We start from the raw sequence: 15,921 nt of genomic DNA, 5'->3' as shown, positions 1-15,921 counted from the left end.
TCAGCGATAGCCATCCTGGTTCTAAGGTGCAAATGCATCAGCTGGTTCATGAGGGAACTCCCTTGTATCAATCCAGATAGAGGTAGTGCCTCTGGCAAATCGGGCCAATGGCATGGATAAGCGCGGTGGCTATGCCATTGGCGTCAAAAGCGCCCGGACCAAATTCGCGGATGGAGCTGCCGGTATCGAAGCTTGCCCCTGAGTACCAAATCTCGATCCGAACACGTAGATTTGGCGGGATCGGTCCTTCAATCACATAACTCGCCCGAATGATCTTGGTCATGCTGTCCAAGTTTCCAATCACCACACCCCCTCCCGTGGCCTGGGCATTGGTAAAGCGGAAGATACCAATGGTTGTCTTCGCAATGACCGGCCCATTGACGGAGAGACGCGCCAGGATGGTACGATTTCCGGGAACGAAGCTCTTGACTCCATACTTCACGCCCGACGACACGGCTTTTGGAGCCAGCTCCACAAGCGAATCAGACTGCAAGTACACCTGTTCCGCGACGGATGGCAGAATCCAATCGCGCGGCACCCCCGAGGACACATAGAAGGGCGTGGTGAAATCGGAACCCACGCCGAGCACCTGCACTGTCATCGCGACTGGTGCACCGCCTCCGACCTCAGCGGTCACCTGGAAACTGCCGGCCGTATCAAACTGGTGGACCAAGGCCGATCCTGCGGTCGTAGTTCCGACTTGCACCGAGTCCACTTTGATCACGACTGGCGTGGTGGGGTTAGTCCCGGAGTCGAAGCCGGTCAGCCGCAGCTTGTCCCCACGGCGGATCTTTATCATATTACCGGCGAGGATATTGGTGACACTCCAGGAGATGGAGCGCGCCTCTTGGAGGGCACCTCCTTCAAAGGAGAAGTTCGTAGTGGTGGGAGTGCCGTCTGGTGCGAGCGGAACATTGATGTACCAGCCGGCACCCAAGCCTTTTTCTGCGGTCAGAGCACCCGTGCCCGCCGCGGATGCCGTGAACGAATCATGGTACAACGTCCTACCTTCGACGAACGCCGGACTCACATGCGACTGGGTTGGAGCGATGATTGTGTTGCGCGCCTGCAACGCAGCAATCTCTGAGGTCCCACCTTGATTGCCCTCGACATCCCAGAGTAATTTCACCGTCCCAATGACCGCCGCTGTATCATGGCGCGTGCCATTGACCACCACCCGCGCAACGTGTGTTCCCGCGCGGAGAAATGGCAACCGATGGTTCACGGTCGCACCCGAGTAATCCGTAGTCTCAAGGTGCCCATCAAACCAGAACTCCAGCGGAATTGGTGACCATCCCGTTGTTTGGGTGTGGGCCTCCAACCGGTAGAACCCCGCACGGTTCACGGTGAAGTGGTACTCCATCCAGCCCCGACGCTCTCCAAGCGAGACGCCCCCGTCCTGAACGACAAGTCCCGAGCTGGAACTGTCAGGCGTTTCAGCAATGATTTCATCGGAAGAAGATCCGTCCCCGTGTGAACCGGAATCTGCAACCAATGGGTTTGTTCCATAGAGGTACTCCAATCCTGTGACGTTGCCATCTCCATCAGGATTCGATTCAGGATCGCCAGCGGTGGTGGAACCGAAGTACTTTTGCTCCCACCAATCGGGAAGGAGATCCGAGTCGCTATCCTTCCATTCGTCACCGCCAACATCACCGAAGGAATTCTGTGGTCGGCCTTCCCCATGAATATCTGAAACGGGCAGGACGACGGTGCCAGCCAAACGATTGACGGCGGGCGACAGATGTGTCGCATAGCCATCAGGCGTCAAGTACGGCATGGAACTGATATTCCCGCTACCAGTGCCAGTCCACTTAGAGATGATGCTGTTCTCCACTACCAGCGAAGCTGGCGACTGCATGGAAATGGCAGGCTCTGAACCGGCCGACCAGATGATGGATCCGGCGACGTCCAACGCGTCATAAGCAGCCACCGGAACGCTGGTGTACTCGTCCGAAGGCACATAGATAGTACTACTTTGTATGGTTGTCGGACCGAAAGCACTCAAGACATTCGCCTGGCCATCCGTGACGAAAATACAATTTCTCACCACGGTGGAACCGTTTACGGAAATACCGCCTGCCGTGGTCCGCACATGCAGGCCCGACAGCTCGATACGCCTTCCAGAATTTGGCACGTCAATTCGCATACGTTCAGCATGGATGACAAATCCATCGACGAAGATGGAGTTGTCCGAGTCGATGGTGAAATTGGACGCACGAATCGTGGAGCCAAGCGCAGCCGGGGAAATGAGCAGCAGGTGCCCTTGGTCTGCACTGGGTCGGAGAACGAAGTTTGCAATGTCGGCTGTGCCAGCCGGCACCTGGAGAATGACATGGCGCGCTGACACCGTGTCCAACCGATCCTGGGCAGTTGCCAGATCGGCAATTACTGCATCCGGGCCGGGCATGCTTGAAGCATTTCTGGGATTGGTGCTTTTGGCCGCCTCAAAGATGTTGGGATAACGATCATTATCGGCGTCTTCAAGTCCATCCCCGGCATCGAGGGGATCCAGATCATATTGCACTTCAAAGCTGTCGCCCATCTCGTCTCCATCGGTGTCTGCGTTCATGGGGTCTGAACCCACAAAGACAACTTCTTGGCCGTCCGGCAGACCGTCGTTGTCGGTGTCTGCATCCGTGGGATCCGAACTGTACACGTATTCTTGGAGGGCCGAAGCCCCGTCACTGTCGAGGTCACTGTTCCTCACCCCAGCAGTGGTGCTTCCGAAGTACTGCAGCTCCCACCAATCAGGTAAATCGTCGCCATCCGTATCCTTCCACTCGTCGGCACCGATATCAGCTCCTGAACCTTCAGGCCTGTTCTCGGAATCCAAGTCAAGGGGGGGAATATGCAATCCGGCCAATGCTGGCGTGATCGCATTTATCAACGCAGCGTTACCCCCGGAGCTGTATGCAAGACGACCGTCCTTGCGAAGGATCGGTGACACACTCAGATTCCCCGTGCCCGGGAATCCACCACGGACGGCGGAATATTGAATGACAATGCCCTCCCCTGGTCCCGGAGGAAAGTCCGAGCCATACACCACCTCAGGGATCTCTTCCGGCTGGCCATCAACCAATCGGGTCAGCACAGGTCCCGAAAGGATGCTTTGACTCACCTCAACGAAGCTGGTGGGATTGGCTACAATGGTTGTCGCAGCCGAGGCGAACAATGCAGCAGGTTCCAGAGTATTCTGACTCACCGTGCAATGAATCAGCCGGACCTCGTTTGTTCCCGCGACGTAGATTCCCCCAGTGGGCTGGCTGCCCGCATGATTCCCAACCACAATGGTGTTTTCGATCAACACCTTGGCATTCCCCCAAATGTAGATCCCTGAGTTCTGATGTCCCTTGACCTGGCAATTCCTCAAGATGATTTCATTTGGCGCGTGCATCGACACTCCAGTTTGAGGCGAACCAGCAGAAACCAATCCATCGATGACAGCATCGCCATAGAGTATCACCTGACCGGAGCCACCGTTTGCCGGATTGTGTTTGAGCACAGCTCCGCCGATTTGCGGTGAAATGACCAGAACAGCTTTCCATGTGTCGCTGTAAGTTCCGGCAGGTAAATACAATGCTCCCTTGTCATACGTCCCTGGATTGAGCCGCAGGATCGGATAGGCGTGATTGAGATTGCTGGTCACACTGCTGAAGCTGTCTGCCGGAGTCACCACCACCACTTCACTGCCATCAGGATAACTGGCAGCATTGGAGGCACTGGTGCCATGGGCCGCCTCAAACACGTTGGGATAGCGGTCGCCATCCTTGTCTGCCAGGCGGTCCGCCGCTGAGTCCTGATCCAGCCCGTGCGCCACCTCATACCCATCCTTCATCCCATCATTGTCATGGTCAGGATTCAGCGCGTTGGCCACCGACTCCGCATCATCCAGCAGTCCATCTCCATCGGTATCCCCCAAGCTGGGGTCCGAGCCACGCTCAAACTCCTGCAGGGAGGTCAACCCATCGCCATCATCGTTGGCTCCAGGTGAGGTTCCCGTTCCGCCAAAATACTTCTGCTCCCACCAGTCCGGCAATCCGTCCGCATCGGTGTCCTTCCACTCGTCCGCTCCCATGTCGGCATTGGCTCCTTGGGGACGCGCTTCACCATCCATGTCGTAGCCCGGCATGTAGACTCCCGACGTGGGAACCGCGTTGATCAGAGCGGCGTTACTGCCCCCACCCGTGTTCAGATGCCCGTCAAACCTCAACGATGCAACCGTGTTCACGTTGCCGGTGCCCGTGTATCCATCGCGCACAGCAGAACGCTGAATGACGATGCCTTCCCCGGGCTCTGGCGGGCTATAGCTGTCGAACACCACTTCAGGCACGGTCTGGGACACACCCTCCACCGTCCTCGTAATCACCGGCCCGGCCAGAATGCTCTGGCTCACTTCAACCAGAGCACCATATCCACAGACAATCCCCGTGGCGTAGTTGGACCATTCGTAGTCGGGCTGCACCGTATTGGCGCTGATGGTGCAGTGTACTACGCGCACGTGGCTGCCACCCAAAACATTGATGCCACCGGTCAGCTCACCCGTGCCGCGATTGCCCATGACTATCATGTTCTCCAGCCAAACGTCTCCCACGCCAACTACTACGACTCCAGTACGCTCGTGGCCAGTCACCCGGCAGTCCTTCAAGCGTACTTCCGTGGGCGAGTCAATGCGGACACCAGTGTCGGGAGAATCAGCACAAACCAATCCATCGATGACACCACCTCCATACATCTCCACCCGACCCGAGCCATCGTTTGCGGGATTATGTTTGAGTACAGCTCCGCCAATCTGTGGCGAGATGACCAGGACCGCCTTCCAGTCAGTGCCATAACCCGAATTGAGCAGATACAGCGAATCTTTATCATACGTTCCTGGGTCAAGTCGCAGGATCGGATAGGCATGATTGAGATTGCTGGTCACGTCGTCGAAACTGTCCGCCGGAGTCACCACCACCACTTCACTGCCATCAGGATAACTGGCAGCATTGGAGGCACTGGTGCCATGGGCCGCCTCAAACACGTTGGGATAGCGGTCGCCATCCTTGTCTGCCAGGCGGTCCGCCGCTGAGTCCTGATCCAGCCCGTGCGCCACCTCATACCCATCCTTCATCCCATCATTGTCATGGTCAGGATTCAGCGCGTTGGCCACCGACTCCGCATCATCCAGCAGTCCATCTCCATCAGTATCCCCCAAGCTGGGGTCCGAGCCACGCTCAAACTCCTGCAGGGACGTCAACCCATCGCCATCACCGTTGGCTCCAGGTGAGGTTCCCGTTCCGCCAAAATACTTCTGCTCCCACCAATCCGGCAATCCGTCTGCATCAGTGTCCTTCCACTCGTCCGCTCCCATGTCGGCATTGGCTCCTTGGGGACGCGCTTCACCATCCATATCGTAGCCCGGCATGTAGACTCCCGACGTGGGAACCGCATTGATCAGAGCGGCGTTGCTGCCCCCACCTGTGTTCAGATGCCCATCAAACCTCAACGATGCAACCGTGTTCACGTTGCCGGTGCCCGTGTATCCACCGCGCACAGCAGAACGCTGAATGACGAAGCCTTCCCCGGGCTCTGGCGGGCTATAGCTGTCAAACACCACTTCAGGCACCGTCTGGGACACACCCCCCACCGTCCTGGTGATCACTGGCCCCGCCAAAATGCTCTGGCTCACTTCGACCAGGGAATCATATCCACAGACAATCCCCGTGGCGTAGTTGGACCATTCGTAGTCAGGTTGCACCACATTGCCGCCGATGGTGCAGTGCACTACGCGCACGTGGCTGCCACCGAAAACTTCAACACCTCCGGTAGGGGCTTGCGTTCCTCGGTTACCCATGACCACCGTGTTCTCCAGCCAGGCATCGCCAAAGCCATTCACCACGACCCCAGTGCCTTCATGGCCCGTCACGTAGCAATTTTTGAAACGCGCTTCCGTGGCCACGGTGATTTCGACGCCATTGAAGGGAGAATCAGCACAGACCAATCCGTCAATGACGCTATCGCTGTACACGATCACCTGGCCTGACCCGACGCCGTTCACAGGATTGTGTTTGAGCACTGCACCGCCAATCTCCGGCGAGATTACAAGAACAGCCTTCCACCGCTCAACAAAACTCCCAGAGTATAGGTACAATGGATCTTTGTCATATGTTCCGGGTTCGAGAACAAGGATCGGATAGGGTTCATTGAGAGCCTCAATCACGTCGTCGAAGCTGTCTGCCGGAGTCATTGTCACCACTTCACTGCCATCAGGATAACTGGCAGCATTGGAGGCACTGGTGCCATGGGCCGCCTCAAACACGTTGGGATAGCGGTCGCCATCCTTGTCTGCCAGGCGGTCCGCCGCTGAGTCCTGATCCAGCCCGTGCGCCACCTCATACCCATCCTTCATCCCATCATTGTCATGGTCAGGATTCAGCGCGTTGGCCACCGACTCCGCATCATCCAGCAGTCCATCTCCATCAGTATCCCCCAAGCTGGGGTCCGAGCCACGCTCAAACTCCTGCAGGGACGTCAATCCATCGCCATCATCGTTGGCTCCAGGTGAGGTTCCCGTTCCGCCAAAATACTTCTGCTCCCACCAGTCCGGCAATCCGTCCGCATCAGTGTCCTTCCACTCGTCCGCTCCCATGTCGGCATTGGCTCCTTGGGGACGCGCTTCACCATCCATGTCCAACCGGGGGAACTCAGTGCCTTCCAATATCTGAGGCACTGCATTGATCAGAGTTTCATTGCCAGCCACCCGAAGGAAATGGCCATCCTTCCTCAGCACGGGCGCCACATTCACATTTCCCACCATCCCCCCCAGAGAGGTTCCTCCCCGGACGTCCGACCAGTTGATCACCAGTGTCGGCGCCTCTTCAGGCGCGTAGAAATCAGTAGCTACTTCAGGTATGGGATCACCATTGTAATCATTTGCCGGGATGCCATAGAAAATGGACCCATAGGCCTCAACATAGCTCAGGTCGCGGGCCAAAAGCCCAGTAGCCTTTGTGTATGTCCCACCGGAATTCTCCACCACGGTGCAATGGTTGATCCAGACGGCCACCTTGTTGTACACCCCAATCCCGCCTGCATCAGCCCAACCGGGAGCGTTGTTCCCGCGGATGACACAATTGGTCAAATCCACGACTCCCCTGGGTGCATCCTCTTCATACTGGGTGTGGCCAGAGATTCTGACCCCCATTCCGGTATGATTCGAGAAGGTACAGCCAGAAAGCAGAACAGGCAGGGCCTGCACGGTCCGATTTATCTCAATGCCATTTTCATCCGAATTCTCGAACCGAAGCCCCTGCAGGATCACCGCGCGATCCGTGTAGACCGAGGCGGATTTACTGAGCGTCACATCGTCACCAGGAGCCGCCACAATCATCATGCCACGTGCCCAGGTCGTGACATTGCCACTCAGATACAGCTCCTCATCGTAGTTCCCTTCAGCCAGCTGGACGATGGGCAGATCCACATCTGAAGAAGCGGCCTGCTTCAGCAGCCCTTCCAGCGTATCGGAAGAAGTGCCAACCACCGTTGCTACAGGCTTTGATGACGCATCATCAGCCCGGGTGTTGTGGTGGAATTCGACCAAGTTCGAGAAGCCATCGTGGTCAGAATCCCGTCCGGCGTCGACACGCGAAGCAGTGTTCAGCCCCATCATTTCTTCATAGAAATCGGACATTCCGTCCCCGTCCTGATCAACGGATTCATCAACCGCGAAGCGCAAAGCATCTGTCGAGAAGACCTGTCCTGTAGAGTCCGTGATGAGAGCCCAAACCCCGTGCTTGCCGTGCCAGAAAGGATTTGAGGTCACAAACTGAGCGCTTATCTCTGAGGACTGTCCCACCTCAACTTCGTCGAGGAAATAACTCACTTCATAAGTTCTCCCCGGCACCGGATTGTTGATAGCGCAGCCCAGCGACAACCTGCCTCCGGGAGGCACAATTTGACCATTGCCAATTCCCAGAACGGAAACAGTCGGACGCGGCCTTACTTTGATGCGGATAGGATATTTCTGAAGACCCGAAGTGTCTGGTGTCGACACATGGACTGCGGCGTCATAGAAACCACCATCCAATTGACGTGCATCCACGTGCAGTTGCGCCTGGCTTGTGCCCTGCCCTTCCACGCTTCCCGACATCGGGCTCATGGTCACGAGAGTGCGATCCCTGTCGAAACGCACCGCAGTACCGGAAGCAACAGTGGACGAATCTGAAACCTCGGCACCCTCATCACAGGTGGCATTCTGGATGCCAGGAGCGGCAGAATTTGGAGGAATCGACTTATACACACATCTGATTTCGCCAGTGTCGAACAGGATGATCTGGAACGTATGCTCCGGCCCCGAAGAAGATGTTCTCATCCGATCATACTGGATGATGACTTGTGTTCCGGTCTTTTTGACAAACACACCGCCGCCATACTCAAGGTTGTAGCTATCGAAGTGTCCTTTGATCAGGTTTGCCGGAGCCGATGTGCTTGGCAAACTGTAGCCAGCGTATCCAGTAGAAGGTTCTGAGAGCGTGATGTATCCATTCTTCCAGATATGGATGCTGCCATGCTCCTGGTCGAAGAAGGGGAATTGGAAGTCGAGTTCAACGACTTCCATTTTCCCGTTGAGATCCTTGGGTGCAGCCATTCTCTGACCGCTGTAACGAATATCTTGCCAGGCATAAATTGGCCCGCTGGTCTCACCACTTACCTTCGGAGCATAGCTCCCATCCTGGGCGCCCAGGTGAATGACACTGCCCTCGAGTGAGGCAGTATAGTTCATTGGAGCCTCCTCGGGATTGACAATATCGAGAGCGGCGTTCACGGATTCACCGGCCAGAACTTCAATCTCGCGCAGGGGAGCCACAAAGCTGGTTGCTTGGAGCGGATCCGTTCCATGCATATGCTCGGCACCATCGGTCATCCCGTCTCCATCAGTGTCGTCGTCCAAGGCGTTGGTGCCATCTTCGTACTCCTCCCCATTGGAGCGACCGTCAGAATCTGGGTCATCCAATGCGCCAGAGCCCAAGTTTGAGAAATGGAACAGCTCCCACCAGTCGGGAAGACCGTCGGAATCACTGTCATAGGGCACGTGAATAGTGAGAGGCGAGGAGCGTGCGGTTTGGTGCCCCAAGGGATCGGTGCCGATCGCTCTCAGTTCAAATTCGCCCCAAGTCCAGGGAGTGAAGTTGAATGTATACGGGGGTGTCGTATCAGTGCCCACCAAGACACCATGATGGTAGAGAGACACCGATTGGATCGGAGTGTCTCCAGGGGAGCCATCAACGGTCACCGGCTGGGTCTGGCCAAGCGCTACGATTTCCGGGTTGGACCAGGGGCTCGTGATACTGAGCTGGGCGGGCGTATAGAACATATTCAGCCCACGAATTTCGCCCGGCGTATAAGCCTCTCCACGCCACGGCAAACCTTCACCAAGATGTCCAAAAATGTTGGTCCCGAACGCAACGATGTTACCATCTTCCTTCAGACCCAAGGTGAAATAGTCACCTCCTACGATTTGCTCAATTCTCTGGGAGATGTTGTCGCTGCCCTGATGACCAAAAGAAACGTCTCCGCCTTGGATCCAGGTATCACCATTGGCCAGCAACGCCATCGACTGCGTTGCGGATGCCGCAATTCCGACAGCGTTGAAAATCCCGGCAACCTGGGTCGGAAAATATACTTGCGTGGGGGTTGGGAAGCCCAACCGCCCATTGGAGTTTGAGCCCCAAACCCAAAGGGTCCCATCGGCCTTCACAGCCAAACTGTGCGTGGGACCGCACGCGATTGCGACCACGTCCGAAAGGGTGGTGATCTGCCTGGGAACGCGGACCGTGGAAATAGGTGTGTGCCCCAACTGTCCATTGGAATTGTACCCCCAAGACCAAACCGTGCCGTCGCTCTTTAACGCCATGGAATGAGCAAGACCGGCGGACACCGCCACGACCCCGCTCAATCCCGGCACCAATTGGGGAGTCATGCGTGACGTGCTCGTGCCGTCACCCACTTCACCGAAGATGTTTCTCCCCCATGCATACACGGTGCCGTCTGTTCTCAATGCGAGGCCATGTTGTCCTCCCGAAGCCACCTGAATGATACCGCCGAGCCCGGTAATCTGCACTGGTGCCGTGTCTCCGATAGGCGCACTGTTACCTAGCTGTCCCTGCCTGTTGCTTCCCCATCCCCATACAGTACCATCGGCCTTCACGGCGTATGATGTGTTCAGGGATGCCGCTATGGAGACCGTGTCGCTCCCCAAAGCCGTAATCTGGATCGGATCCGGTCTGCTCAGTACCGTGCCATTTCCCAACTGCAGGAGATCGTTACTTCCCCAACTCCATACGGTACCGTCTGATTTCAGCGCCAGCCCGAAATTACGACCGGCAGCAATCTGAGTCACTGAAATAACGCCGCTGAACTGAACAGGCGTGGTGGAAAAAAGGGAGCTATCGTCCCCAAGCTCGCCATAGGCATTTCCTCCCCAAGTGTGAATTTTTCCATCAGAAGTCACTGCGGCCGAGTGGGCGTATCCAGCAGCGATACACACCACATTGCTGAGCCCGTTCACCGGCACCGGCAATGTTGCGGCGGTAGCTGTTCCGTTCCCAAGGCGTCCATTGTAGTTTTGTCCCCAACTCCAAACGGTTCCGTCCCCCTTCAATATCATAGTCCCATACTGCGTAGCATCGACCGCGATGGCACCTGTCAATCCCGGCACCTGTAGAATCTGGCCATTCTGCGGAATATTATTGCCGATTCCCAGTTGCCCCAGATAATTGTCTCCCCAAACCCAAACAGTGCCATCCGATTTAATCGCAACGGCATGCGAGGAATTGCTTGCGTCGCCGCATGCAATGGCTGTGACATTTGTCAGCACGGGCATCTGGACAGGAACCTGCGACGAGATACGGACTCCATTGGAGTCAATGGCATTCGTTCCCCATGCCCACACCGTGCCATCAGCGTGCAAAGCCATGGAGTCAAACCGTCCTGCAGCAATCGACACGAACCCCGCCAGATTGGGAATCTCGACCGGTACATTGCTAGCGTTGGCGCTTCCGTTCCCCAGTTGACCGTAGGTATTCTCGCCCCAGCACCATATCGATCCATCGGATTTAATGGCTATGGAGTGATATGCACCTGCCACCACCTCCACCACGTCGGCCAGCCCGCTCACTTGCACCGGATAATCCGAATCCGTATTGGTGCCGTCGCCAAGTTGGCCGTTGGCATTCTTTCCCCACGCCCAAACTGTACCGTCAGATCTAAGTGCAATGTTGTGATGGTGGCCAGCAGCCACAGCAGTCACGTCCCACAGCGAGGAGACCTGCACTGGTGCGCTGTCAAAGGAAGGCCTTACAGCTTCTCCCGTCCAATAGCTATTTGCAGTATACGCGAAGTAACTGGCCACCCCTTTCAGGCTACCCCACGTCCACACCGTTCCATCTGGCCTGACGACCACCGTCTGGTGCAACCCTGAAGCAATTCGCCGTTTTGCTTGTGCAATAGTGAGGGTTGGTTTGTCCAAGTTGTCGAGTGGGTCCGTGCTTTTCGCGAACTCAATGCTATCAGAGAAACCATCTCCGTCGGTGTCCCAAGCACTAGGAGAGGTCTTGAGAGACAGTTCCTGTGCATTTGTCAGCCCATCACCATCTGAGTCGCCACCCGACGATTGAGCGAGCGCGGCGAAATGCTTTTGCTCCCACCAGTCTGGAAGGTTGTCCGAGTCGCTGTCATAGGGAGTGACGAGAGTGATTTTGGCAGCGAAGTCTGAAGACACACCGGCGCTATCCACTCCTACAGCAGTGAGTTCGAAACTACCCCAAGTCCATGGGGTGAAAGTGAACGTGTACGGAGCTGAATTGTCCGAGCCAACAAGCATGCCATGGTAGAAAAATGACACTCCAGCCGGTGTTGCGCCTGCCGAGGTGATGTCCGCCGTTACAGTTTGCGTCGTACCGAGGGGCACCGAGGTGTTGTTCGCGGGACTTGCGATTGTGATGGTTGTGGCTGCAACGCTGGCATAGATCCCTGGAACTGCCGAGGGAGCGAGGGCAGCAGGATTCGTAGGCCCGCTCACTCCGAAAACCCCAAACTCGTTTGAGCCCCACGCGATGAGAGTCCCTGACTCCTTGATGGCGAGATTGGCAACACCGTCGGCTGCTACCTGCACCAGGTGATTCATGCTGCCGTCGCCCAACTGCTGGTGAGCGGTGTGCCCCTTGATCCACAAGCTACCGTCCTCCTTCAGCGCAAATGAGTGCACTCCCCCGGCACCTATGTTCACGACACCGCTCAATCCTGGAACCGCAAGTGGAGTCGAACGTGGAGTGGTGGTGCCGTCGTCGAGTTGTCCATGGCTATTGTCTCCCCAAATGTAGACCGTGCCATCCTCTTTGAGAGCCATGCTGTGCCACGTTCCCGTGGCTATGGCGACAATATCAGTCAACCCGCTCACCTGAACCGGCGCATTTCTTTGGGTGGTCGTCCCATCCCCCAGTTGGCCGCTCGCATTGTACCCCCATGCCCACACGGTGCCGTCGGACTTCAGGGCAAGAGAGTGATTGCCGCTATCTGCAGCGATGGCCACCACGTTAGTGAGTCCAGTCACCTGGACAGGAGCGAGTCTCTGCGTCGTCGAGCTATCTCCCACCTGGCCATACCCATTGTAACCCCACCCCCACACCGTTCCGTCCGACCTGAGGGCCAAGGCATGGTCTGCACCAGCTTCAATCGCAATGAGGTTCGTCAATCCACTGACTTGCGTCGGAACCAGCTTGTTCACTCCGGTCCCATCACCAAGTTGTCCGTTGATATTGTAGCCCCAACCCCAAGCGGTGCCATCGTTCTTTACAGCCAGTGAGAACCAGTAGCCACCAGCCAGGGCCTTGACATTGCTGAAGCTAGGAAGCACTGCGGGAATCGATCGGGAGATAGTCGAGTTGATCCCAAGTTGCCCATATTCGTTGGATCCCCACGTCCATACAGTCCCGTCCGACTTAAGTGCCATGGCATGGAACGTTCCCAATTCCGCCTGCGTCACGTCTTGGATGCCAGGCACCTCCACCGGCTTCACGCTATGGAGAGCATTGCTGTCACCCAATTGGAAATTGTTGCGATGCCCCCATATAAACACCACACCCTGATCATCGATTCCAGCAGCATGATCCCACCCCAGAGCCATGGCTGTCGTCCCACTTATATTCTCCACCGTCACAGGAGTTCCCCTGTTGATTTTCGTCCCGTCGCCGACTTGCCCATATTGATTCTGCCCCCAAGCCAACAACGTTCCGTTTACAAGAAGCACCTGCGAGCACGACCGGTCGGCTTCCACCTCGGCCGCCTCTTCGGTGATGCTAGTGATCTGCACCGGTGTGTGCCGCTCCGTATTCGAGCCATCGCCCAACTGGCCAGCCCAGTTGGCTCCCCAAGCCCACACCGTGCCATCATCTTTGACAGCCAATGAATGCTGGCTCCAACCATCACCCCCACCGGCGGCAATGGAGATCACATCATTCAGTCCGCTCACCTGCACAGGCGTGGTACTATCGGTCGTAGAACCGTCTCCCAAAGCTCCCCTCATGTTTGAGCCCCACGCCCACACGGAGCCATCGGATTTCAATGCCATGGTGTGCATGGCCCCTGCTGTAACCTGAACCACGCCGGTCAGGCTGCTCACCTGCACAGGGCTGCTGCTGCTGGTAGTGGTGCCGTTTCCAAGTTGTCCATATCCATTGGCACCCCACGTCCACGCTGTGCCATTTTGCGCGACCGCGACCGCGTGCTGCGTACTGGCGTAAATCCCCGAAATCAGCGGAAGGCCAGTCACCTGGGCGGGTGTCGCAGAGGGCCCGTTCCAACTCCATACTGTACCGTCGGATTTCAGCGCGAGTGTGAAATAGTCGCCGGCAGCCACGCTGATAACATTGCTCAACCCTACTATCTGGACCGGAGCAGGAGCGGGGTAGCCCCATTGCCAGACAGTGCCGTCATCCCGTACCAGTACCGTGTACAGGTATCCGGAGGAGATTCTTTTGTTTATCGTGGTCTGCGCGTGGGCAGGAGCGGCCAGACATTGCAAGCTGAGTCCCACAATCAGGAACACGACAAGCCGCGACAGGGGTAAAATGCGCAAGTTCATTACGAAATTGAGGGACGTGACGGAGATCTGGCGGCCTGCTGGCCTGCGTTTGGCCATTTTTCAGTTTTCGCCAAATCCGGTTTTTGGGGGGGAGCGCGCTGTGTTTATCAAGGCACGCCACGCATGGCAAGAATCAAAATGCGAATTTTCCGTACACTTGCATAAAATGTTGTTTACCATAAATAAGGGACCTATGGATAACGCGCCGCCATAAACGATCGCTCATCCAACAGATGCTCCTACAGCAAACAAGAATAACCCACGATCACGTGTTGCAGGATTCGAGGGATTCTTCCGCAAAAGTCCAAAAAACTGCAATGGGAAGCAATTCAATACGGGTATAGAAATTCCGACCTACTCACAAGGTTACAGTTATTTATATGATGGGGAAGAATGATCGATGAGGGTTTATTTTGCTCCTCATTGCAATCTCAAGCCTCATCCAGAGCGAGGACACACCATCTCCGTTGCTATTTCCAGCCTCCCTCTCCCTTGAGCTCCACAGTAACCAAGGTGAAAGGGCTTCTGCAGTCCCTCTTGATGAGGCCCGACGATCTTTCCAAACCGCGTCAATCGCAATCCGGTTTGCGTCCGATTCACTTTCTCCAATTCATACCCGCGTCCGGCATGTGCTGCACGGGACGTTTGTAGATGTAGGTGAAGATGGGAATGGGATGTATCACACCATCGGTGACGCCATCTCCTACCGCAAGGCGGACCGGCTCCAGCGCGTACTCGCCGCCTTCCACATCCTCGAGGATATCCAGCTTCTTCCTTCCAGGTTCGTCCACTTCCCAGATTTCACCGAGGATGCTCACGCCACCCTGTGCCACAGCGATCATGCCAGGAAAGCCGCCGCAATCATACATGCGATACACGGGTTCCGTGCATGCCTCTGCGATGAATTGCTGCCCGGCAATCCAGGCGTGGTTGCTCAGGCCGCGCTTGAGGGTGCCGTAGACGAAGATGCGCATGAGGTGGTGTGGTGGCAGATGCCCTGGCTCACAGCTCACTTCATGCCACTGCGGCGGGTGCAGATGGCGAAGACTGTCCGGGAATGGGCTCACCAAGGTCACGGCGATGTTCCATCCATGAGGCGGCACCGTATCGTGTCTTGGCAAGTTGCGTAGCCTCCGAGAGCACCATGGACTCGACCTCAGCTTGTGGCGCATCAGTCACGCTTTCCGCGAGGGCATGAGCTAAGCGGGTACCGAAGTCCGGCGGCAGCTTCACATTCTGCACGCTGGCCTGGTGCAGGAAGCCCATGCGACTGCGGCGCTGGGCGGCGCCGGCAATCTTGTCCGGACCACGCACCACGTCATACATGGCGGGCTCCACAAAGCAGACGCCGCGGCCTTCGCTCGTGCTCACAGGCTGAAGTTCGCACCCTTCCTCACCGATGCCCTGCAATGCCTCGATGAGCGCTACGTGGATGAGGCGATATGTCTCGACCGGGCGCAGCTCGCAGAAGGGATGATCACGCGGGACGATGAGGGTGTAGGTCCAGTCGCCATCGTGAATCACGACTCCCCCACCCGTCCAACGACGCACCACAGGGAACGGAGGCAGCGTTGCGGCGAGTGCCACGGGGTCCTGCGAGAACCCGATGCTCACGCTTGGCTCGCTCCAGGAGTAGCAGCGCAACCAGGGCTCCTTCGCCTGACGCAGCAGTACCTCATCGATGGCCATGTTCAGCGGCCCCGCGTGAGGGACGGTATCATGCCAGAGATGGAGATGAGTGAGCTTCATGGATGCAGAGGTGATACGCCTCTGTCACTGCTGGAGTACGACGTCCACCT

At 56.7% G+C, this 15,921-nt stretch carries 3 protein-coding genes; all 3 read right to left on the bottom strand.

Features of this window, described 5'->3' with window-relative positions:
* Nucleotides 1-67 precede the first annotated feature (67 nt).
* Nucleotides 68-14,122, bottom strand: coding sequence for an RCC1 domain-containing protein (locus DES53_RS20795; RefSeq protein WP_170157263.1), 14,055 nt, complete (start codon nt 14,120-14,122; stop codon nt 68-70).
* A gap of 596 nt (nt 14,123-14,718) precedes the next feature.
* Entirely contained in the window at nt 14,719-15,096 is a 378-nt protein-coding gene (locus tag DES53_RS20790; protein ID WP_170157262.1) for a gamma-glutamylcyclotransferase family protein, read from the bottom strand.
* A gap of 40 nt (nt 15,097-15,136) precedes the next feature.
* Nucleotides 15,137-15,871: a lipoate--protein ligase family protein gene (locus DES53_RS20785; protein ID WP_113960239.1), complete on the bottom strand. Its 735-nt coding sequence runs from the start codon at nt 15,869-15,871 to the stop codon at nt 15,137-15,139.
* Nucleotides 15,872-15,921: the final 50 nt, after the last annotated feature.

Source organism: Roseimicrobium gellanilyticum, from assembly GCF_003315205.1.
Lineage (GTDB): Bacteria > Verrucomicrobiota > Verrucomicrobiia > Verrucomicrobiales > Verrucomicrobiaceae > Roseimicrobium > Roseimicrobium gellanilyticum.
Note: the sequence above shows the minus strand (reverse complement) of the source record. Positions and strands in the feature narration are given on the sequence as shown.